Here is a 22,328-nt window from a genome sequence, read left to right as displayed (position 1 = left end):
TCAGTTGGTTTTGGTGTCGTTGTCAGTCTACGGTGCCGGGTTCGGGATGTTCGGCATCCCAGGCGGCCTGCTGGCGGGCACGTGCGCGGTTTTCCCGGTCAATCCGGCCGCCCGCATTGAGCGCGTACCACCAGGCGATGGCGAACAGCACCCCCACAAAGATCATCAGCGGCTCCCAGAAACCGCCGGCAACCAACAGCAGCTGGAGCACCCAGCCAACAGCCGGGCCGGCCTTCCTGGTGACAATGGCGCACGTGCCGATGAACAGTGCGGCCAGGACCACCGTCACCACCAGGTAAAGCGGGTTCTTTCCGTGCAGGCCGAAAAGGCCCAGGCCGGCAAAGAGCACCACAAACGCCTCCAGTGCCAGCACCGTGGAGGCAAACAGGGCCCTGGTGGAGCGCTGCTTTTTGGGCATGCCGGGCCGCCATTCGCGCTGGGCGCGGGTTAGTTTCGCCATTCTTTAGGCACCTTCCGTTTCCCCGGGGCGGCCCAGCAGGATCCGCGCCTCGGCCACCACCGTGATGGAGCCGGTGACCAGCACGCCCCCGGCCAGGTCGTTGTTGGCCTCGGCACGTTCCACGGCCCATTCGATGGCGTCGTCGAGCCTTTCGGCAATGTGGACGTCGTCTTCGTCCCAGCCCAGGTCAACGGCCATTTCGGCCAGTTCCGCCGCAGGGATGGCCCGGGGGGAGCTCGACTGGGTGAGGCAGATTTCCGCGGCCTCGTCCCCGTACGATTCCTTGAGCGTGCGCAGGATTTCCTCGGCGTCCTTTTCCTTCAGGATGCCCAGCACCACCACCAGCTTGCTGAAGGCGAAGGCTTCCTGCAGGGCCACGGCGCTGGCCGCAATCCCGGCGGGGTTGTGCCCGGCATCCACCACGATGGTGGGCGAGGTCCGCAGCACCTCCAGCCGCCCGGGCGAGGTGGTGTTGCGGAAGCCTTCCTGGACCAGTTCCAGGTTCAGTTCCTTTTCCCCGCCGCCCAGGAACGCTTCCAGCGCGGCAAGGGCGACGGCGGCGTTTTCGCCCTGGTGTGCCCCGTGCAGGGGCAGCAGGATCTCCGGATACCGCCCGGCCAGCCCCTGCAGGGTGAGCATTTGCCCGCCCACGGCGATGGTGCGCGATTCCACGCCAAACTCCACGCCCTCGAACTTGTACTGGGCGTGCATGGCGCGGGCCTTGTCCAGGATCACCTGGGCGGCGTCCACGGGCTGGGCGGAGCTGACCAGGAACGCGCCTTCCTTGATGATGCCCGCCTTTTCCAGCGCAATTTCGCCCGTGGTGTCCCCCAGCAGTTCCGTGTGGTCCAGGGAGATGGGCGTGATGACGGCCACCTGCCCGTCGCCCACATTGGTGGCGTCGGTGATCCCGCCCAGGCCCACCTCCAGCACGGCCACGTCCACGGGCTCGTCGGCGAAGATGGCGTAGGCCAGGATGGTCAGGCATTCAAAGTAGGTCAGGCGCTGTTCCCCGGCCGTTTCGAGCTCGGCATCCACCATGAGAAGGTAGGGGTGGATTTCATCCCAGATCCGCACAAAGGTGTCGTCGGCGACGGGCGCGCCGTCTATGCTGATGCGCTCCGTGACACGGCTCAGGTGCGGGCTGGTGTACCGGCCCGTGCGCAGGCCGTGGGCCAGCAGCCCGGACTCGATCATGCGGGCGGTGGACGTCTTGCCGTTCGTGCCGGTGATGTGGATGATGGGGAACGCCTTGTTCGGCTCCCCCAGGATGTCCATGGCCCGGAACAGCGGGGCAAGGCGCGGTTCCATTTTGTTTTCGGGGGCGCGGCCCAACAGCTCGGCGTACACGCTTTCCACGGAGAATTCGTCGTGTTCGGTGCTCATCAAGGGTGTGTCCGTTCAACGGTGATGGTGGTTTCCACGTCGCCCGGAACCAGCTCCAGGTCAAGCGTGAGGGTTTCCTTCTTCACCAGGTCCATGTTGGCGTGGAGGGCGTCCACCACGTCCTGGGGGGCCTGGACAATGGTGCGGATCCGGTCGCTGACATGGAGTTCGGCGTCCTTGCGGGCCTGCTGAATGGACCGGACCATGTCACGGGCCGTGCCTTCCGCCTCCAGTTCGGGGGTGACGGCGGTGTTGAGCACCACGAAGCCGCCGTGGGGCAGCATGGCAACTGCCGTGGCGCCGCCGTCGTGGGCGTCTTCCACCACGGTTTCCAGGGTGTATTCGGCCGGCTCAAGCACCAGGCCGCCAGCCGTGACAACACCGTCGGTGGCGGACCAGTCCCCGGACTTGGAGCCCTTGATGGCCTGCTGGACGTTCTTTCCCAGGCGCGGGCCGGCCGCGCGGGCGTTGACCACCAGTTTTTGCGAGATGCCGAACTCCTCGGGCGAGGCGTCGGCGGCGTCAACAAAGCGCACCTTGCGGATGTTCAGTTCCTCGGCCACGATGGCTCCGCCGTCGTTCAGCAGTGCCGCGTTGGGGGCCACCACCGTCAGCTCCGAGAGGGGCAGGCGAACCCGCAGCTTGGCAGCCTTGCGCAGGCTGGAGCCGGTCGAGCAGATTTGCTGGAGCTGGTCCATCTGGTCAACGAGGGCCGCATTGGGAACAAACAGCCCGGCGTTGGGCCAGTCGGAGAGGTGCACCGAGCGCCCGCCGGTGAGGCCGCGCCAGATTTCCTCGGTGACCAGCGGCAGCAGCGGGGCAGCTACCCGGCACACGGTTTCCAATGCGGTGTAGAGGGCGTCGAAGGCGTCGGTGTTCTCGTCAAAGAAGCGGTTCCGGCTGCGGCGCACGTACCAGTTGGTCAGCATGTCGAGGTAGCTGCGGAGGGCGTCGCAGGCACCGGAGACGTCGTAGTCGTCGAGCCTGGCCTGCATCTCGCGCACCAGCTCCCCCGTGTTGGCCAGCAGGTATTCGTCCATGGTGTCGGTGTAGCCGTCAAAGCGCAGCTTCGCGTCGTAGCCCTTGCCGCCGTCGGCCGTGTTCGCGTACAGAGTGAAGAAGCTGTACACGTTCCACAGTGGCAGGATCACCTGGCGGACGCCGTCGCGGATGCCCTGCTCGGTGACCACGAGGTTGCCGCCGCGCAGGATGGGGCTGGACATGAGGAACCAGCGCATGGCGTCGGAGCCGTCGCGGTCCAGGACCTCGGAAACGTCGGGGTAGTTGCGCAGCGACTTGGACATCTTCGCCCCGTCCGAGCCCAGCACGATGCCGTGGCTGATGACGTTCCGGAAGGCCGGGCGGTCGAAGAGCGCGGTGGAGAGGATGTGCAGCATGTAGAACCAGCCGCGCGTCTGCCCGATGTACTCGACAATGAAGTCGGCCGGGTTGTGGGTGTTGAACCAGTCCTCGTTCTCGAACGGGTAGTGGACCTGGCCGTACGGCATGGAGCCGGAGTCAAACCAGACATCCAGCACGTCCTCCACGCGGCGCATGGTGGACTTGCCGGTGGGGTCGTCCGGGTTGGGGCGGGTCAGTTCGTCGATGAAGGGGCGGTGCAGGTCAACGTCGCCGTCGTTGTTCAGCGGCAGCCGGCCAAAGTCTGCCTGCATCTCGGCCAGGGAGCCGTAGACGTCGGTGCGCGGGTACTCGGGGTCGTCGGACTGCCAGACGGGGATGGGGGAACCCCAGTAGCGGTTGCGGCTGATGGACCAGTCGCGGGCGTTGGCCAGCCACTTGCCGAACTGGCCGTCCTTGACGTTGCCGGGGATCCAGTTGATGTCCTGGTTCAGTTCCAGCATGCGGTCCTTGAACTTCGTCACCTCCACGTACCAGGAGGAGATGGCGCGGTAGATCAGGGGCGTGCGGCAGCGCCAGCAGTGCGGGTAGCTGTGCACGTAGCTGGCCTGGCGCAGCAGGCGGCCGGCGTCGCGGACCACGCGCGTGATGGTTTTGTTCGCGTCAAAGACCTGCACGCCCGCGATGTCGTTGAGCGGGCCGCCTTCAAACAGGGGCAGGAACTTGGCACCTTCGTCCACGGAGAGCACCACGGGGATGCCGTACTTTTCGCAGGTCTTTTGGTCCTCTTCACCGTAGGCGGGTGCCTGGTGGACAATGCCCGTGCCGTCGGTGGTGGTGACATAGTCGGCCACCAGGACCTGCCAGGACTTGGCCGTGCCGTACTTTTCATCGTCGGCAAAGTAGTCCCACAGGGGCTGGTACTTCAGGCCCTCCAGCTCGGCGCCCACGTACGTGGCCGTGACGGCGGCGGCTGCGGCAGCCGCGTCGTCGTACCCCAGGTCCTTGGCATGGGCGCCCACCAGCTCGGCGGCGAGCAGGAACTTTTCCGCGGACGGGTTTCCGGTGCTTGAGCCCGTCGAAACCCCGTTCGGCCCAACAGGCACGACGGCGTAGCTCACCGCAGGTCCCACGGCCAGGGCCTGGTTGGTGGGCAGGGTCCAGGGGGTGGTGGTCCAGGCGATCGCGGCCACGCCGGCGAGCTCCATGGACAGCTCGGATTCGCCTGCCAGCAGGGGGAAAGTGACAGTGACCGTCTGGTCCTGGCGGTCCTTGTAGACGTCCTCGTCCATGCGCAGTTCATGGTTGGAGAGGGGCGTCTCATCCTTCCAGCAGTAAGGCAGCACGCGGTAGCCGTTGTAGGTCAGGCCCTTTTCGTGCAGCTGCTTGAACGCCCAGAGCACGGATTCCATGTACTCGACGTTGAGCGTCTTGTAGTCGTTGTCGAAGTCCACCCAGCGGGCCTGGCGGGTGACGTATTCCTGCCATTCGCCGGCGTACTTCATGACGGAGGAACGGCAGGCGTCGTTGAACTTGTCGATGCCCATGGCCTCGATCTGCTTCTTGTCCGTCATGCCCAGCTGCTTCATGGCCTCCAGCTCGGCGGGCAGCCCGTGGGTGTCCCAGCCGAAGCGGCGCTCCACCCGGCGGCCGCGCTGGGTCTGGTAGCGGGCCACGAGGTCCTTGGCGTAGCCGGTGAGCAGGTGCCCGTAGTGGGGCAGGCCGTTGGCGAAGGGAGGGCCGTCGTAGAAGACGAATTCGTTGGAGCCGTCCTGACCGGCTTCCCGGGCGTCGATGCTGGCCTGGAAGGTGCCGTCTTCCGCCCAGTACTTCAGGACCAGTTCCTCCACTTCCGGGAAACGCACGGAAGCTGGCACATGGTTGGATTCGGCATGGAGGCCATGGGCCGCGGTTGCCTTCGGGAAGTGGGTCATCACATCATCCTGGTGGTGGGCGATCAATTCAGGATGCAAGGACGGCTTGCGCCGCGGTACCACCTCGCTTGCCGCCCTCCGGTTTCACCCTTTGCGCGGCCGCTCATTAGCTGCTGTGACGGGCTTACCCGTCCGGTTCTACCAGCCCTTTGTGCGGGGCGTTCTTCCGGAAGCTCACCGGTGATGGCCGGGTCAAAGCTTTGCTTCACATCCTACGGGATGCGGGCCGCTGCCCGCATCCCGCCTGCTGTGACGCGGGCGGCGCTCCCGCTCAGCTGGTGCGGATGAGCTTGTGGTTGGCGGCCTGGGCCACGGGCCGGATCACAATCTGGTCCAGGTTGATGTGGTGGGGAAGCCCGACGGCGTACCCCACCACTTCCGCCACGTCGCCGGCAGTCAGCGGCTTTTCCACGCCCTGGTAGACCTTCTCCGCCGCTTCCTTGTCGCCGCCCAGCCGGTTGAGCGCAAACTCCTCCGTGGCCACCAGGCCGGGCGCCACCTCGATGACGCGCAGGTTGTTTTCCACTTCCTCCAGGCGCAGTGCGTTGGTGACGGCGTGCTGGGCAAACTTGGCTGCGTTGTATCCGGAGCCGCCTTCGTAGGCCACCAGCCCCGCGGTGGATGTCAGGTTCAGCACGGTGCCGCTGCGGTGCTCCCGGAGGGCGGGGAGGAACGCCTGCGTCACTTTCAGGGTGCCCATGACGTTGACCTGGAACATCCACTCCCAGTCGTCGGCATGCGCTGTGGCAAGCCGGTCCACGCCGCGGGCGCCGCCGGCCACGTTGATCAGCGTGTCGAGGCCGCCATGGTCGGCCACGAAGGCGGCCAGGGACTCGACGTCGTCGTCGCGGGTCACGTCGGCAGCGAAGGCCAGGGCGCCGGTTTCTGCCGCCAGGGCTTCGAGGCGGTCCGCGCGGCGGGCCACGGCCACCACGTGCCAGCCGCCGGCGCGGAGCTTGCGGACGGTGGCGGCGCCGATGCCGGAACTGGCGCCGGTGACTACTGCATGATGGAAGGGGGCGTTATCAGTCATGCTCCCAATGTATCGCGCAGCTGCGAATGTTTTGTCTAGTCCAGTTTTGTCTCCACGCCGTTGAGGAAGTCCAGCAGCACGGCGGCCTGGTTCTGCCGGTGGTCCTTCGCGCTGTAGAGCAGAACCACCTTCCCGTGCTCCCCGGCCAGGCTGCGGATCTCCGCGACAGCCGGGTTGTGTTCCAGCTCCGCCCGGTAGTCCGCGACGAATGCGGCAAAATGCTCCGGCTGGTGTCCGAAGGCGTTGCGCACCCCGGTGCTGGGGGCCGCCTCCTTGAGCCAGACGTCAATGCGGTCCTTTTTGATCCCCCGCGGCCACAGCCTGTCCACCAGGACACGGTACTCATCCGGTTCGGGTTCCTCATACACTCGCAAAATCCTCAGTGTGCCCATGTTCGCATCATAGTCCCGGGATTCCCCCTGGGGGCCGTGCAGGGCGTTCGGGCCAACTCGTGAAAGAATTGCCAAATGGCTGAAAACATTCCGGGCACAGACACGCCCGCACCCACGAGCACCGTTCCCGACAAGCCGGCCCTTGAAGGCCTTGAAGAGTCCCTGACCAGGCGCTGGCTCGATGAGGGGACCTACAAGTTTGACCGCGGGACCACGCGTGAGCAGGTGTACTCCATTGACACTCCCCCGCCCACGGCCTCCGGTTCGCTGCACGTGGGGCATATGTTCTCCTACACCCAGACGGACGTGCTGGCCCGCTTCCAGCGCATGAACGGCAAGAATGTTTTCTACCCCATGGGCTGGGACGACAACGGCCTGCCCACCGAACGCCGCGTGCAGAACTACTACGGCGTCCGCTGCGACCCGAAAATCCAGTACGACGCCGGCTACCGGCCGCCCGCCACGCCCGCCAAGAACCAGCGCGACTTTGACGTTGTCTCGCGCAGGAACTTCATCGAGCTGTGCGAAGAGCTGGCCGTGGAGGATGAGAAGGTCTTTGAGAACCTTTTCCAGACCCTGGGCCTGTCCGTTGACTGGGACCTGACGTACAGGACCATCGACGACCACTCCCGGGCCGTTTCCCAGCGCGGCTTCCTGGAGAACCTTGCCACCGGCGACGCCTACATGGCCGAGGCGCCCACCCTGTGGGATGTCACGTTCCGCACTGCCGTGGCCCAGGCCGAGCTGGAAGACCGCGAAATGCCCGGCGCCTACTACCGGTACCCGTTCTTCGCCGAAGACGGCACCAAGATCTACATCGAGACCACCCGTCCCGAACTGCTGGCGGCGTGCTCCGCCCTGGTGGCCAACCCGGACGACGAGCGCTACCAGCCGCTGTTCGGCAAAAAGGTCACCTCGCCGCTGTTCGGCGTCGAGGTTGAAGTCCGCGCCCACCCGCTGGCCAAGGCCGACAAGGGCTCCGGCATCGCCATGGTGTGCACCTTCGGCGACCTGACCGACGTTACGTGGTGGCGTGAACTGCAGTTGCCCACCCGTGCCATCGTGGGCCGCGACGGCCGCATCATCGGCGACACCCCCGCCTGGGTCACGTCCGAGGAAGGCCGGGCCAACTACGCAGCCATCGCCGGGAAGACGGTCTTCAGCGCCAAGGAAGGCGTGGTTGCCATGCTGTCCGAGGCAGGGCTGCTGGACGGCGAGCCCAAGAAGATCATGCACCCCGTGAACTTCTTCGAAAAGGGCGACAAGCCCCTGGAAGTGGTCACCTCCCGCCAGTGGTACATCCGCAACGGCGGCCGCGACGCCGACCGCCGCGAACGCCTGATCAACCGCGGCAAGGACATCGAATTCCACCCGTCGTTCATGCGTTCGCGCTATGACAACTGGATTTCCGGGCTGAACGGCGACTGGCTGGTTTCCCGCCAGCGCTTCTTTGGCGTGCCTGTCCCCGTCTGGTACCCGCTCGACGCCGATGCCAACCCGGACTACGACCACCCCATCCTGCCCGGCACCGACCAGCTTCCGGTCGATCCGGCAGCGGATGCGGCCCCCGGCTACACCGAGGACCAGCGCAACGAACCGGGCGGCTTCATTGGCGACGCGGACGTGCTCGACACCTGGGCCACCTCCTCCCTGACCCCGCAGATTGTGGGCGGCTGGAGCCAGGACGAGGACCTCTTCACCAAGGTCTTCCCCTTCGACCTGCGCCCCCAGGGCCACGACATCATCCGCACCTGGCTGTTTTCCTCCGCTGTGCGTGCCGACGCCCTGCAGGACTGCGCCCCGTGGAAGCATGCCGCCATCTCCGGCTGGATCCTGGACCCGGACCGCAAGAAAATGTCCAAGTCGAAGGGCAACGTGGTGGTCCCCACCGACGTGCTCAACGACTTTGGCGCCGACGCCGTCCGCTACTGGGCCGCGTCCGCCAGGCTCGGGGCCGACACGGCGTACGAGATTGCGCAGATGAAGATTGGCCGCCGCCTGGCGATCAAACTGCTCAACGCCTCCAAGTTTGTCCTGAACCTGGGCGCCACGGAAGCCAATGTGCTCACGGGCGCCACTGAGGTGGCCAGCAACCCCCTGGACCGGGCGGTGCTGGCCCAGCTGGCCGACGTGGTCCGCCAGTCAACGGCGGCGTTTGAAAAGTACGACTATGCCAAAGCCCTCCAGATCACCGAAAGCTTCTTCTGGCATTTCACCGACGACTACGTGGAACTGATCAAGGACCGCGCGTACGGTGCGGCCGGCGAGGCGGGGAAGGCGTCCGTCCTTGCAGCGCTGGCCACCACGCTGGATTCGCTGCTGCGCCTGTTTGCCCCGTTCCTGCCGTTCGCCACGGAAGAAGTGTGGAGCTGGTGGCGCACCGGTTCCGTCCACCGCGCACCGTGGCCGGCCGCCATTGACGTGCTCGACGGCGACACCACCATGCTGTCAACAGTCGGGGACGCGCTGGGCGGCATCCGCAAGGCCAAGTCCGAGGCCAAGGTCAAGCAGCGCACCCAGGTGCTCTCGGCCACCGTGACGGCCACGGCGGCCAAGGCTGCGCAGCTTGCTGCCGGTCTCGGGGACCTGAAGGCCGCGGCAAATGCGGAGGCCATCACCGTGGTGGCCGGGACGGGCGAACTCACCGTGTCCGACGTCGTGCTGGCGCCGGCGGAAGAGCCCGTCCAGGCCTAGTCCCGGCCTGACGAAACCCGGGCCAGCTTCTTCAGGCCCTTGCGGGGCGGCACCCGCACCGGCTCCGGCCAGCGGGGTGTGAGCGCGTCGCCCAGGGTAACCCCGCGGAGTTTGCGCGCAAACATGGGCAGCACCCAGTCCCGGATCCACCGCCATTGGTCCCGTCCCCAGTCCTGCCAACTGGGGGCGGGACCTTCCGCCTTATCCTTGAGCGTGATGGCATGCGGCACCTCCAGCACCTCCAGCACCCGGGCGGCCAGGTACTTGTGGCCGGCCTTGGACATGTGAAGCCTGTCGACGCACCACATGCGCGGGTCGCGGTAGGCACCGAACTCCGCGTAGTCAACTACGTCGGCACCGTGGCGGGCCGCGATCTGCCGGACGCCGTCGTTGTACTGGTGGTTCTTGCGGCGCAGGGGTGACAGTACGGCGGAGACCTCCACGTCGTAGCCGGTGAACAGGACCAGCCGCGCCCCCGTGGCGGCGAGCCGGCCCACCAGGAACTCGTAGTCGGCCAGGATGTCCGGCACCCGTGTCCCGACGTCCATGATGTCGTTGCCGCCGGCGTAGAGGGTGATGAGGGTCGGTTCCATGGCCACGGCCGGGCCCATCTGTTCGGCAATGATGTGCCGGAGCCGCTTGCTGCGGATGGCCAGGTTGGCGTATTCCCAGCCCGGCTCATGGCGTGCCAGCCCCTCCGCCACCCGGTCCGCCCAGCCGCGAACCCCGTTGGGCAGGTGCCGGGAGCTATCCCCCACGCCTTCCGTGAAGGAGTCCCCCAGCGCCACATACCGCCGTGCTGCACCCAATTTACGCCACTGGGCTGCTGGTGCGGGGCTGCTGCGCCCCCATGCCGCAATAGGCCCAGCCGGCCCGGCGCCAGGCCGCCGCATCCAGGGCGTTGCGCCCGTCCAGCACCACGGCGCGGGCCATGGCGGCCGCCGCCGCTTCCGGGTCCAGCCCCGTGAACTCAGGCCATTCCGTCAGGAGCACGGCCAGCTCGGCGCCGCGCAGGGCGTCAAGCGGCTCGGCTTCAAAGGCCAGCTGCGGACACTGGAGCCTTGCGTTGCCCAGCGCCTGGGGATCGGTCACCGTTACCACCGCGCCCTGTGCCGCCAGCTGGAGGGCCACGTCCAGCGCGGGTGAATCGCGGATGTCGTCCGTGCCGGGCTTGAAGGCCGCGCCGAGGATGGTGATGCGCCGCCCTTCCACGCTTCCCCCGCACAGCCGCACGGCCCGCTCCGCCGCCCTGAACCTGGCGTCCGCGTTGATGCCGTCCACCAGCGACAGGAGCTCATCCAGTGACTCCACGCCGCGCTGCTGCGCCTGGGACCGGAAGGAACGCAGGTCCTTGGGGAGGCATCCCCCGCCGAATCCGGCGCCGGCCTGCAGGTAGCGGCCGCCGATGCGGCCGTCATGCCCCAGCGCCTCGGAAAGCCGGACGACGTCGGCACCGGCGTCCTCGCAAAACTCACCCACGGCGTTGATGAAGGAAAGCTTCAGGGCCAGAAACGCGTTTGCCGCAACCTTGATCAGTTCGGCCGTGGCGAAGTCGGTGACCACCCGCGGGGTGCCGCGGTCCAGCACAGCCGCATAGACGGCGTCGAGCACGGAAACGGGGCCGTCACCGGCCACCCCGTACACCAGCCGGTCCGGCAGCAGCGAGTCCTGCACGGCCGTGCCCTGGCGCAGGAACTCCGGGTTCCAGGCCAGCTCGGCACCCGTGCCGGACAGGTACCCGGCCACGGCGTTCGCCGTGCCCACCGGCACCGTCGACTTGCCCACTACCAGGGCGCCTGGCCGCACGTGCGGGCGCAGGGCGGCAACGGCGTCGAGCAGCTGCGAGAGGTCTGCGGCGTTGGCGGTCTTGGACTGCGGCGTGCCCACGCACAGGAAGTGCACGTCCGCTGCGGCCAGCCGGGCAGGATCCGCCGTGAACTCAAGCCGGCCGGCGTCCAGGCCCTCCCGCAGGAGGGGTTCCAGGCCCGGTTCGTGGAACGGCGCCCGGCCGCCGGCCAGCAGGGCCACCCGGGCGCTGTCGTTGTCCAGGCCCACCACGTCATGGCCCATGGATGCCAGCGTGGCCGCGTGGACGGCACCAAGATAGCCGCAGCCGATAACCGATATTTTCATTTGTTCCCCTTCAGGGCGGTTGCTTGCAGGCGGTTTTCCGCCATGGCCTCGCCATACAGCCCGACCAGCCGGCTGCAGACCGCCTCCCAGGTCCGCCCCTGGACCTGGGCCAGGGCCGCCGCGCCGAACGCGGCCCGCTTGGCGTCGTCACCCGTCAGGTCAGTGACATAGCCGCGCAGCTGGGCCAGGTCGCCCGGCTGGTACAGCCAGCCGGTGCGGGAGGAATCAACCAGGTCCACCGGCCCGCCGCGGCCGGTCGCCACCACGGGAACGCCGGACGCCATGGCCTCCTGGATGGTTTGGCAGAACGTTTCCAGTTCGCCCGGGTGGACAAACAAGTCAAAGGACGCAACCGCAGCAGCCAGTTCCTCCCCACCGAGGAAGCCGGTGAAGTGGGCCTCCGGGAGCAACTCCTGCAGTGCCTGGCGGCGGGGTCCGTCCCCCACAATGACCAGCCGGGTGTTGGGGATTCCGGCCAGGGCTGCCAGGTCTTCAAGCTGCTTCTCCAGCGCCAGCCGGCCCACGTACCCGATGATCCGCTCGCCGCCGGGAGCCAGCCTGGACCGGAAGACAGGGCTTCGCTTGCCGGGGTGGAAGCGTTCCAAGTCGACGCCACGGCGCCAGAGCTCCACCCGGGGAATGCCATGCCCGCGCAGCTGGTTCACCGAGTCCGACGACGGCGCCAGGGTTTTGGTGGCCGCCATGTGGATGCGCTCCACCCTGCTCCAGGCCCAGTTTTCCAAAAAGGGCATGCCGTATTTCGCGGCATATCCGGGAACGTCGGTCTGGTACACGGCCACGGTGGGGATGCCCAGCTGCTTCGCCGCCCGCACGGCGCGCCACCCCAGGACGAACGGGGAGGCCAGGTGGACCACGTCCGGGCCAAAGTCAGCCAGCAAGGCCTTAACCCGGGCCACACCGCCGACTGCAACGCGTATGGTGCGGTAGCCCGTGACGGGAATGGCAGGCAGGCGGTGGACCGCTGCGCCTTCCACTGTCCCCGGGGCGTCTTCCGGCGTGGACGGGGCTATGACCAGCACTTCGTCACCCCGGCTGGCCAGGAATTGGAGGATTTTCAACAGGGAATGGGTGACCCCATTCATTTCCGGCAGGAACGATTCAGCAACTATGGCAACCTTCACGCTTCCACCATGGCGGGCCAAGGTGGCCGCCGGCCGGTGCTGGGGAGTCCCGGCGGTGAAGAGTGGGTTAACGCCTGCCCCCGCTGAGGGCAAAGGGGAAGCCCCATCGGCATTTTGCCGTCGGTGGGGCTTCGGCTTTCGGCCACTGCGTGACGTGCGGTGGTCTTGCGGACTCCATTGCCTTTCAGTGCATTTAGCCGCGTCACCGGCTTCCAGTTCCTAGTTTCACGGGACTGCCGCCATGGGCGGTATCCCAATGTATCAATCGGTTCTGTCGCTGAATCTCTGGTGTCTGCACCCTCTCCCGAAGGATGGGGTAAGAAAAAGTATGCGCCTGTCCAATGGCAAAAACAAGGGCAGGGACGGACCAGTTTTTGTAACCGGCCCGTCCCCGCCCTTCCTGCAGTCTGCTAGCCGAACTGCGGGCTCTCGGTGCGGCTCCGCTTGATCTCAAAGAAGTAGGGGAAGCTGGCCAGTGCCACCGTGGCATCCCACAGTTTCCCGGCGTCCTCGCCGCGCGGAATGCGCGTGATGACGGGGCCAAAGAATGCCGTGCCGTTAAAGGCCACGACGGGCGTACCCACGTCCTGGCCAACCTTGTTGATCCCCTCGGCATGGCTGGCCCGCAGGGCGGCGTCGTGTGCGTCGGTGGTGGCAGCCTGCGCCAGTTCGGCGGGCAGTCCGACTTCCGCCAGTGCCTTGGCGACCACGTCCGTGAGGTCCTTGTTGGCGTGGATGTGGATCTGGGTTCCCATGGCGTCGTAGAGGGGCTTGATGACGGAGGGGCCATGTTCCTCGGCGGCGGCAGTGATGACGCGCACGGGTCCCCAGGCGCGGGCCACGTGGGCCTTGTACGCGTCGGAGATGTCTTCCTTGTGCTCATTGAGCACCGACAGGCTCATGACATGCCAGTCCACGGTGATGTTGCGAACCTTCTCCACCTCTCCGATCCAGCGGGAGGTCACCCAGGCAAACGGGCAGGTGGGGTCAAACCAGAAGTCTGCCTTTTCGGCGGTGGCAACATCATTGTGGGACACGGTTTCAGACACAGCGGTCTCCTTCGTCAACTGAGGAATGTGCGTACGTGGCACGCCTATCAGTGCCAACGGAAAATCAGGCGGACTTGTTCCTGCGCTTGGCCACAACATCGTGGGGAATCAAATTTGGTTCGGCCTTCTTGAGGACGGCCTCGGCAGTGACCACCACGGTGGCAATGTCTTCACGGCTGGGCAGGTCAAACATGACCGGCAGCAGGACTTCCTCCAGGATGGCCCGCAGGCCGCGGGCCCCTGTGCCCCGCGCCAGGGCGAGGTCGGCAATGGCAGCCAGCGCGCCGTCGTCGAACTCCAAGTCAACGCCGTCCAGGGTGAACATCTTTTGGTACTGCTTGACCAGCGCGTTTTTGGGCTCGGTGAGGATTTGGATCAGGGCGGTGCGGTCCAGCTGGGTCACGGTGGTGATGACGGGCAGCCGGCCGATGAACTCCGGGATCAGCCCAAACTTCAGCAGGTCCTCGGGCATGACGTCGGCGTAGGTGGCCTCGGACTGCTTGAGCGCGCTGAGGGGGGCGCCGAAGCCGATGCCCTTCTTGCCTGCCCGCGAGCCGATGATGTCCTCGAGTCCCGCGAACGCGCCGGCCACAATGAACAGCACGTTGGTGGTGTCGATCTGGATGAATTCCTGGTGGGGGTGCTTGCGCCCGCCCTGCGGCGGCACCGAGGCAACGGTGCCTTCGAGGATTTTCAGCAGGGCCTGCTGCACGCCCTCCCCGGAAACGTCGCGGGTGATCGAGGGGTTCTCGGACTTGCGGGAGATCTTGTCGATCTCGTCAATGTAGATGATGCCCTGCTCGGCCTTCTTGACGTCGAAGTCGGCGGCCTGGATGAGCTTGAGGAGGATGTTCTCCACGTCCTCGCCCACGTAGCCGGCTTCCGTCAGGGCCGTGGCGTCGGCAACGGCGAACGGGACGTTCAGGCGGCGCGCCAGGGTTTGGGCCAGGTATGTCTTGCCGCAGCCCGTGGGGCCCACCAGCAGGATGTTGGACTTGGCGATCTCCACCTCGTCATGGACGCCGCCGGCCAGGGTGGTCGACTTGACGGCGTGGCCGGACTGGATCCGCTTGTAGTGGTTGTAGACGGCCACGGCCAGGGAACGCTTGGCCGGTTCCTGGCCAATGACGTATTCCTGCAGGAAGTCAAAGATTTCCCGCGGCTTGGGCAGTTCAAAGGCGTCAAGGTCGGCCACTTCGGCCAGTTCCTCGTCGATGATCTCATTGCACAGTTCAATGCATTCGTCACAGATGTAGACGCCCGGTCCGGCGATGAGCTTGCGGACCTGCTTTTGGCTTTTGCCGCAGAAGGAACACTTCAGCAGATCAGTGCTTTCGCCCATTCTGGCCATGCGTGCTTCCTTCCGCGGATGGAACGGAACGCCAGCTCCGTGCCATTGCTGTTCAAACTGTCGAGTCGCAAAACGGGACGCTGTGCGTGCCCGCTTTGCATGATGGTTCCACTCTAGGCCAAGCCACTGACATTGGGCGGAAACCAAACGCCGGGGCGCCCTGGTTTGCGGCGCCCCGGCGTCGGGATTTTCTGCTGGCTAGCGGGCGGCTATCGCGGCGGGCTTGATCTTGCGCGGCGCCAGCACCTCGTCGATCAGGCCGTAGTCCTTGGCCTGCGCGGCGGTGAGGATGTTGTCGCGCTCAATGTCGTTGCTGACCTGCTCGGGTGTGCGCCCGGAGTGCTCCGAGAGCGTGTTTTCCAGCCATTCGCGCATCCGCATGACCTCATTGGCCTGGATTTCCAGGTCTGAGGCCTGGCCGCCCTGGCCGCCGGACAGGGCAGGCTGGTGGATCAGCACGCGGGCGTTCGGCAGCGCCAGGCGCTTGCCGGGGGATCCGGCGGCGAGCAGCACTGCCGCTGCGGAGGCCGCCTGGCCCAGGCACACGGTCTGGATCTCGGGGCGGATGAACTGCATCGTGTCGTAAATGGCCGTCATCGCCGTAAATGATCCGCCGGGCGAGTTGATGTAGAGCGTAATGTCGCGGTCGGTGTCGTCGGCCTCAAGCACCAACAGCTGCGCCATGACGTCATCGGCGGAGGCGTCGTCAACCTGGACGCCCAGGAAGATGATGCGGTCCTCAAACAGCTTGGTGTAGGGGTCCTGGCGCTTGAAGCCGTAGGGGGTGCGCTCCTCGAACTGCGGGAGGACGTAGCGGCTGGTTGGGAGGTTGCCTGCGGTGCGGCCGAAACCTGCGGTGCCGAAGGCGGTGCTGCCAAAATTGTATGTCATGTCCATGCTCCTGAAGTCTGTTCCCGGGCCCGTTAGTTCGCGCTGGTTCCGCCGCCACCGGCTACGGTGCCCGCATGCCGGCTGATCTTGTCGAAGAAGCCGTATTCCAGGGCTTCCTCGGCAGTAAACCACTTGTCACGGTCATTGTCCGTGAGGATCTTCTCCACGGTCTGCCCGGTCTGCTCTGCGGTCAGTTCCGCCATGACCTTCTTCATGTGCAGGATCAGTTCCGCCTGGATCTTGATGTCCGACGCCGTTCCGCCAATGCCGCCGGAGGGCTGGTGCATGAGGATGCGGGCGTTGGGGGTGGCATACCGCTTTCCCTTGGTCCCGGAGGAGAGCAGGAACTGGCCCATCGATGCGGCCAGTCCGGTGGCCACGGTGACCACGTCGTTCGGAATGAACTCCATGGTGTCGTAGATTGCCATGCCGGCCGTGACCGAACCGCCGGGAGAGTTGATGTAAAGGAAGATGTCCTTTTCCGGGTCCTCCGCGGAGAGCAGCAGCAGCTGGGAGCAGATCAAGTTGGCGTTGTCGTCACGGACTTCCGAGCCAAGCCAGATGATGCGCTCTTTGAGCAGGCGGTTGTAAATGTATGTATCCGAGCCTGCCGATTCCGGGCCGGCCATCGACGGGGTGGTGTGCTGTGCCATGGTGGACTTACCTCTCCTTCGTGCGGCCCGCCGGACCTTGACTGCCCCGGCAACTACCGGAGCACCCAGTCCAATTCCGGACCATCACTAATCTTCACTACTTGGACAGTAGCCGTTTTTGGCGCTGTTTTGTTTCGCAAAACCGTGCTGTTCGCTGACGGCGCACGGTGGCGTCCGCCCACAGCGGACCGCGGCGGCGGAACGGTCCCGCCGCCGTCGTCCGGGCCCGGGGCACGGGGCTTGGGGGACGGAAAAAGCCGTTGCCGGCTCCCCTGGGGGAACCGGCAACGGCCTTGGTCTTTGTGCTGCGGGAAAAGACTAGATGCGGACTTCGCCCGGGTCGGTCACGGCGGTGGGCTCGATGACCTCGTCGCCGTCAACGGCGTCGAGCTCTTCTTCCTCGCCGGCCACGGAGACAAAGTCGGTCAGGTCGACGTCGGCGCCGTTGGTGTCCTTCACGGCGGCCTGGGCCAGCACGGCGGCCAGGGCCTTGCGGCGGCGGACTTCGCCGACGATCATGTTGACCTGGCCGGAGGAGTCGAGCATCTGCGCGAACTGGTTCGGGTCCATGCCGTACTGGCTGGCGGAGGAGACGATGTAGTCGATCAGCTCGGCCTGGCTGACACCGATTTCTTCCTTGTCGGCGATGGCGTCGAGGATGATCTCGTTGCGGAATGCACGCTCGGTGTTTTCCTTGACCTCGGCGCGGTGCTCTTCGGTGTCGTGGTCCTCGCCGTGCGAGTTCTCCGGCTTGAAGTGCTGCTCGATCTGCTCGGCAACCACGGATTCGGGCACGGGGACCTCGATGAGCTCAACGAGCTTGTCCAGCACCTTGTCGCGGGCCTCGACGCCCTGCTCCATGGTCTTGGAGTCGGAGGCCTGCTTGGCCAGGTCCTCGCGCAGTTCGGCAATGGTGTCGAATTCGCTGGCCAGCTGGGCAAAGTCGTCGTTGGCCTCGGGCAGTTCGCGGACCTTGACGGCGGTGACCTTGACGGTGACCTGTGCGTCCTCGCCGGCGTGCTCGCCGCCTGCCAGCTTCGTGTCGAAGATGGCTTCCTCGCCGGCGGACAGGCCGGTGGCGGCCTCGTCCAGCCCTTCGAGCATGTTGCCGGTGCCGATCTGGTAGGACAGGTCCGAAGCGGAGTCAACCTCTTTGCCGTCAATGACGGCGGCGATGTTGATGGTCAGGAAGTCGCCGTCGGCGGCGGGGCGGTCCTCGGCCTTGAGCGTGCCGAAGCGGCCGCGCAGCTCGTCGAGTGCCTTGTCCGTGTCGGCGTCGGTGGCTTCCGCGGCCTCAACCTCGACGGCGATGCCGGCGTAGTCGGGCAGCTCAATCTCGGGGCGGATGTCCAGCTCGACGTGGAACTTCAGCTCGCCGTCGGTCGCGGTCGGGTCCGGAACCTCGGTGATTTCCACCTCGGGGCGGCTCAGGGGGCTGATGCCGGTTTCCACCACAGCGCTCTGGTACCAGCCGTTGAGGCCCTCGTTGATGGCGGTTTCCAGGACGTAGCCACGGCCAACGCGCTGGTCGATCAGCTTGTTGGGGACCTTGCCCTTGCGGAAGCCAGGCACCTGGACCTGTGTGGCAATCGTCTTGTAAGCCTCGGCAATGCTGGGCTTCAATTCCTCAAAGGAAACCTCAACATTGAGCTTTACCCGGGTGGGCGTGAGGTTTTCGACAGCGCTCTTCACAGCGTGGTACTCCTGATGGTCTGTTGGTGGATGTTAGGCACCAGCACATGGGCAGTCACTGACCAAACGTGAACCGGATAATGCTGAGTCGGGGCGACAGGACTCGAACCTGCGGTCTCCTGCTCCCAAAGCAGGCGCGCTAGCCACTACGCTACGCCCCGTAGTGCCCGCAACAGTCTACGGGCAAAAGATCGCAGATGCACAATTAGCCCCGGCGCCAAAGGGGTCCGGAGGCCCCGCTGCCGATTTGCGGCCCACCGGCACCATTGCTAGTATCGAGGAGTTGTTCAGCCGAGAGGCGGAAATGACAGCCCCAAGCATCACTTCGGGGGCGTAGCTTAATGGTAAAGCCTCAGTCTTCCAAACTGATTACGCGGGTTCGATTCCCGTCGCCCCCTCCGTTATTACAGAATTGCCGCCGTTCCCGCATTTTGCCGCCGTTATAGCTGCGTCAAAATGCGGGAACGGCGGCATTTTTCGTTTCAGGACCGCTGTTCGTTTCAGGACCGCTGGCAGCCGGGGCACCAGTAGAGCTTGCGGCCGCCGAGCTCCACCATGGCCACCAGGGTCCCGCACCGCCGGCATGGCAGGCCGTTGCGCTTGTACACATAGTGCGCGTCCGCCACGGGCACGGCCTTGTTGTCACTGTCGCCCTTATTAACACCGTCAAGGCTCGACGGCGGCACGCCACCCACGCCGACACCGCCCACACCGACGCCACGGCCCGAAGGCCGCTCCGCCAGCTCCGTGGTGATGATCCGGCCGTCGCGGACGCCGTCGGCCATGGTCATCGCAATGTCGTCCCACAAGGCCGCGGCGTCCCCGGGCCGCAGCGACTTTCCGGGCAGCTGGGGGTCAAGGCCCCGGCGGAACAGGGCCTCCGCCCGGTACACATTGCCCACGCCGGCCAGCACGTCCTGCTTCATCAACTGCAGGGCAACGGAGGTGGAACTCTTGCGGATGCGCCGCACAAATTCCTCCCTGTCGCCGGGGAGGTTGTGCAAGGGGTCCGGGCCCAGTTTTGACCGGACGGCGGCAGCCTCGGCCAGCGTGAGCACCTCGCAGCTTGTGGGCCCGCGCAGGTCGGCCCAGCCGTGCGCGGAGACCAGGCGCACCCGCACGGCGCCCTGGGGTTCGGGCGGGCCGGCGTACTCCGCGCTGTCGTCGCCGGCCTCTTCCTGCTCGCCGATCCGCCGCGGGGCGCCAATGCTGGATGCCCCGGTGAACGTCCTGTCGCCGCCAAAGTCCCAGGCCCCGTAGAGGCCCAGGTGCACGCGCAGCACCAGGTCATGGGAAAAGAACAGGAACAGCTGCTTGCCGTGGGCCTCGGCGCTCTCCAGCACGTGGGCGTCAATCCGGGCGGCACCGGCTGCAAACTTCCCCTGCGGGCTGGACGCCGCCAGCTCCGCGCCGCCAAACACGTCATTGAACTGCCGTGCCAGCCGGTGCACGGAATGCCCCTCAGGCACGTCTCGCCTTAAGCATGACGGTTTTCCGCCAGCCGCCGGTAGCCGTTGAGCAGGGCTGCCAGGCGTTCGGCGTTTTCCACATGGTGTCGGCATTGACCACGAACTCGCGTCCGCCGGCCAGGGACACCACCAGGCCGGGCCCCCGCCTCACCACAAATGCAGTGCCCCAGGAGCCTGCCCGGTATCCCCAGCCGCCGTAGCGCATGGGCTCGATGTCCTCGATGGCCCGGGCGGATCCATAGGCGGCAACCGGTATATGGACAATGCGCCAGCGCCCCCACACCCTGACCGACAGCCCGTCGGAAGACGCTGACACGGTTCCTGCCATGAAGGAAACCACCGCCGCCGCCAGGGCAGCGCCGCCCAGCAGCCACCACGGCGATGCAAACGCGAGGACGGCGAGGGCCACAAAGGCGATGCCGCCCACCACGGCGTACATCCCCGGCGTAGCACGGATGCGGCAGCTGGCGCTCTCACCCCGGCCGGCTGCGGCGGCGTCAACACGGGCGCCCCGGGGCAGTCCGCCCTCGTGCCTGCTGCCGGGGAAACTGCCGGGCAGGCCGCCGTCGAACGCCTCCAGCGGACGGGCCGGGACCAGGAAGGCCAGGAGGATGCCTGCCGCCAGGGCGATGCCCAGTCCGGCCCAGACCAAGCCCCAGTCCATGACGGTGCCCACGGCGGAGGCCTTGCCGATTTGCGGTGCCAGCCCGGCCACAAAGATCATCGCCATGAACGCCGTAAAGACCACCGTGAGTGCCACCCCGGCCCGGCGCAGGCCCGAAGCCAGTGAATTCAGGGACAGGCAGCCGCCCACCAACAGGCCGGTGCCGAGCGAGACGGCAACGCCGAGTGTGGCGGAGGTCCCGACGCCGGCAAAGCCGTCGGCCGCCCCGGATCCGCTCCAGTGCGAGGCGATGGGGTTCGGCAGGCGGCCTGCAATTGCCAGCAGCCACGCGCCGAGACCCGCGGTGATGAGCACCACGGCCGAAGCACTGACAGAAAACGTCCGCCGGTCAAATGCCGGCGCTCCCCCGCCCCTTGAAGGCTGGCTGCCCTTCATCGCTCCCCCTAAAATCGCCTGTTGCCACTGTTCCCCCAAGGATGTTGCAGGCTATTCGGCAACCTCGCCCGTGGCTTCGTAGGCGGCGATCTTGCCGATGCGGCGCACGTGGCGTTCGGCGTTGCTGAAGGGTTCGGCCAGGAATGCCTCGATCAGTGAGGTGGCTTCCTCGACGGAGTGCTGGCGCCCGCCCACGGCCACCACGTTGGCGTCATTGTGTTCGCGGGCCAGCTTGGCCGTGTCCAGGTTCCAGGCCAGCGCGGCTCGCACGCCCTTGACCTTGTTCGCGGCGATCTGTTCGCCGTTGCCCGAGCCGCCCAGCACAATGCCCAGGGCGTCGACTCCGGCCGCCTGGTCCGCCACCACGGCGAGTGCTGCGTTGATGCAGAAGGACGGGTAGTCGTCTTCGGCGTCGTAGGCCTTCGGCCCGTGGTCCACCATGTCGTAGCCCTTGGCGGCCAGCGCCGTGATGAGGTGGGCGCTGAGCTCCATGCCGGCGTGGTCGGTTGCGATGTGAACGCGCATGAATTGTCCTTGGGGCTTGTTGGGTTGAAATCCCTCCAAGCCTACCGAAACACGGGGCCTAGTGTTGCCCGGCGTCCTTGCCGGCCCGGCGGTTGAGGATGGCGGCGAGGTCGTCGGCGGTGTCCAGGTTGGGGGCGTTGACCACCACCCGGCCCGCCTTTTCGGTCCGCAGAACGACGCCGGCCCCCGAGTAGGCGAGGAACGATTCACTGCCGCTGTGCCGGCGCAGGCCCCAGCCGCCGTAGTCGCCCGCCTTGATGTCAAGAGACACGGCGCCGTCGACGTCGGTGCACGGCACCAGGATGACCGGCACCAGCCCGGCCAGCTTCACGGAGAGGCGGCGCCTGTCCATGTGGACCGTCGCGCTCAGGGCGGCGATACCCAGCACAGCCAGCAGCGGCAGGGCGAGCAGGAACCAGGGGCTCAAAATGGTGAGCACGGCCCCCGGCAGCAGGCCCGCCAGCAGGATCATGATCACCACCGAGCTGCGCGGATGGATGGCGTAGGCGAGCCGGTCGTTGGCCACAGTGGGGTCCGCTTCGATGGCCAGCAGCTCGGACAGTGCCGCGTCGTCGGAGGCGCCCCACTGTTCGTCCGGCTTGAACGTCAGGGCCAGCACCACGCCCATGGCGCAGGCCAGGCCGGTGCCCATGAGGGCCACCTGGGCGTCCATGGGCTCGGTGGGCAGGCCGCCCTGGCTGGTCTGGCCCACCAGTGCCGCGGCAAAGAAGGACACGGCGGTCATCTGCAGGGTCACTGCCAGGCCCAGCAGGATGCGGCGGAGCTGGCGCGGTAGCACTGTCCGTGCCCCCTGCGAGCCGATGCCGATGCCCGGGACCAGGATCAGCCCCACCCCCATGGCAAGAAAAACCGGGAACGGCACCGGAGCGGAGGCCAGCGGCGGGATGGTTCCACCGGCGGGCCCGCCGCCGAGAAGAAGGCCGCCGGCCACCAGGCCCGCGGACATGAGGACGGGAAGGATGATGGCAAAGCGCAGCGCCCGGGCGTCCAGATGCCTGTCCTTGCCGTTCTCCGCTGCGGGGATGTCCATGGCTTCTACTTTTCCATACGGGCAGCGGCCTGCCTATGCCCCGGCCCCTGTCAG

18 protein-coding genes and 2 tRNA genes are annotated in these 22,328 nt (G+C 66.5%); 2 read left to right on the top strand and 18 right to left on the bottom strand.

What is annotated here, in order from left to right; translation table 11 throughout:
- Positions 1-22 precede the first annotated feature (22 nt).
- The 5 genes from G6N77_RS02990 to G6N77_RS02970 all read right to left on the bottom strand — a co-directional run bounded on the left by G6N77_RS02990 (position 23) and on the right by G6N77_RS02970 (position 6,564).
- Positions 23-460, bottom strand: coding sequence for a DUF4233 domain-containing protein (locus G6N77_RS02990; protein WP_165180535.1), 438 nt, complete (start codon positions 458-460; stop codon positions 23-25).
- Between the two features lie 3 nt (positions 461-463).
- Positions 464-1,846: a bifunctional folylpolyglutamate synthase/dihydrofolate synthase gene (locus G6N77_RS02985; protein ID WP_165180534.1), complete on the bottom strand. Its 1,383-nt coding sequence runs from the start codon at positions 1,844-1,846 to the stop codon at positions 464-466.
- Complete coding sequence (gene ileS / locus G6N77_RS02980; RefSeq protein WP_165180533.1) at positions 1,846-5,139, bottom strand: isoleucine--tRNA ligase; 3,294 nt, start codon at positions 5,137-5,139, stop codon at positions 1,846-1,848. Before ileS ends, G6N77_RS02985 begins: the two co-directional genes overlap by 1 nt.
- 271 nt (positions 5,140-5,410) lie before the next feature.
- A complete protein-coding gene (locus G6N77_RS02975; protein WP_165180532.1) occupies positions 5,411-6,172 on the bottom strand; it encodes an SDR family oxidoreductase in 762 nt (253 codons plus the stop codon).
- 35 nt (positions 6,173-6,207) lie between these two features.
- Entirely contained in the window at positions 6,208-6,564 is a 357-nt protein-coding gene (locus G6N77_RS02970) for a DUF488 domain-containing protein (protein WP_165180531.1), read from the bottom strand.
- A 75-nt stretch (positions 6,565-6,639) separates the two neighbouring features.
- On the opposite strand from G6N77_RS02970, the gene valS reads away from it, so the two are divergent.
- Entirely contained in the window at positions 6,640-9,258 is a 2,619-nt protein-coding gene (valS, locus tag G6N77_RS02965; RefSeq protein WP_165180530.1) for a valine--tRNA ligase, read from the top strand.
- On the opposite strand, the gene G6N77_RS02960 is transcribed toward valS, so the two are convergent.
- From G6N77_RS02960 to G6N77_RS02920, 9 genes are all read right to left on the bottom strand, one after another.
- The gene (locus G6N77_RS02960) at positions 9,255-10,067 is read right to left on the bottom strand and encodes an SGNH/GDSL hydrolase family protein (RefSeq protein WP_240901634.1); all 813 of its coding nucleotides are present in this window, start codon (positions 10,065-10,067) and stop codon (positions 9,255-9,257) included. The genes valS and G6N77_RS02960 overlap by 4 nt on opposite strands.
- 1 nt (position 10,068) lies before the next feature.
- Entirely contained in the window at positions 10,069-11,391 is a 1,323-nt protein-coding gene (locus G6N77_RS02955) for a UDP-glucose dehydrogenase family protein (RefSeq protein ID WP_165180528.1), read from the bottom strand.
- Complete coding sequence (locus tag G6N77_RS02950; protein ID WP_165180527.1) at positions 11,388-12,533, bottom strand: glycosyltransferase family 4 protein; 1,146 nt, start codon at positions 12,531-12,533, stop codon at positions 11,388-11,390. Before G6N77_RS02950 ends, G6N77_RS02955 begins: the two co-directional genes overlap by 4 nt.
- Positions 12,534-12,943: 410 nt before the next feature.
- Positions 12,944-13,582: a mycothiol-dependent nitroreductase Rv2466c family protein gene (locus G6N77_RS02945; protein ID WP_165180526.1), complete on the bottom strand. Its 639-nt coding sequence runs from the start codon at positions 13,580-13,582 to the stop codon at positions 12,944-12,946.
- Between the two features lie 64 nt (positions 13,583-13,646).
- Entirely contained in the window at positions 13,647-14,933 is a 1,287-nt protein-coding gene (gene clpX, locus G6N77_RS02940) for an ATP-dependent Clp protease ATP-binding subunit ClpX (RefSeq protein ID WP_165180525.1), read from the bottom strand.
- 198 nt (positions 14,934-15,131) lie between these two features.
- Positions 15,132-15,824: an ATP-dependent Clp protease proteolytic subunit gene (locus G6N77_RS02935; protein WP_165180524.1), complete on the bottom strand. Its 693-nt coding sequence runs from the start codon at positions 15,822-15,824 to the stop codon at positions 15,132-15,134.
- Between the two features lie 32 nt (positions 15,825-15,856).
- A complete protein-coding gene (locus G6N77_RS02930; protein WP_165180523.1) occupies positions 15,857-16,477 on the bottom strand; it encodes an ATP-dependent Clp protease proteolytic subunit in 621 nt (206 codons plus the stop codon).
- Positions 16,478-16,795: 318 nt separating this feature from the next.
- A complete protein-coding gene (gene tig / locus G6N77_RS02925; RefSeq protein ID WP_165180522.1) occupies positions 16,796-18,169 on the bottom strand; it encodes a trigger factor in 1,374 nt (457 codons plus the stop codon).
- A gap of 88 nt (positions 18,170-18,257) precedes the next feature.
- Positions 18,258-18,330: transfer RNA gene (locus G6N77_RS02920), tRNA-Pro, on the bottom strand.
- A 166-nt stretch (positions 18,331-18,496) separates the two neighbouring features.
- Here G6N77_RS02920 and G6N77_RS02915 point away from each other — a divergent pair.
- Positions 18,497-18,567, top strand: a tRNA-Gly gene (locus G6N77_RS02915).
- Between the two features lie 102 nt (positions 18,568-18,669).
- Here G6N77_RS02915 and G6N77_RS02910 read toward each other — a convergent pair.
- The 4 genes from G6N77_RS02910 to G6N77_RS02895 are packed head-to-tail and all read right to left on the bottom strand — an operon-like array spanning position 18,670 to position 22,274.
- Positions 18,670-19,638: an Fpg/Nei family DNA glycosylase gene (locus tag G6N77_RS02910; protein ID WP_165180521.1), complete on the bottom strand. Its 969-nt coding sequence runs from the start codon at positions 19,636-19,638 to the stop codon at positions 18,670-18,672.
- Entirely contained in the window at positions 19,631-20,698 is a 1,068-nt protein-coding gene (locus tag G6N77_RS02905) for an SdpI family protein (protein WP_165180520.1), read from the bottom strand. Before G6N77_RS02905 ends, G6N77_RS02910 begins: the two co-directional genes overlap by 8 nt.
- Before the next feature lie 51 nt (positions 20,699-20,749).
- Positions 20,750-21,223 carry a ribose-5-phosphate isomerase gene (locus G6N77_RS02900; protein ID WP_165180519.1) on the bottom strand — a complete coding sequence of 158 codons (474 nt, stop codon included), beginning with the start codon at positions 21,221-21,223 and terminating at the stop codon, positions 20,750-20,752.
- 58 nt (positions 21,224-21,281) lie between these two features.
- Positions 21,282-22,274 carry a hypothetical protein gene (locus tag G6N77_RS02895; protein ID WP_165180518.1) on the bottom strand — a complete coding sequence of 331 codons (993 nt, stop codon included), beginning with the start codon at positions 22,272-22,274 and terminating at the stop codon, positions 21,282-21,284.
- Positions 22,275-22,328: the final 54 nt, after the last annotated feature.

The organism is Arthrobacter silviterrae, assembly GCF_011045165.1.
In the GTDB taxonomy this organism is placed as follows: domain Bacteria; phylum Actinomycetota; class Actinomycetes; order Actinomycetales; family Micrococcaceae; genus Specibacter; species Specibacter silviterrae.
This window is presented reverse-complemented; position numbering and strand designations above follow the sequence as displayed.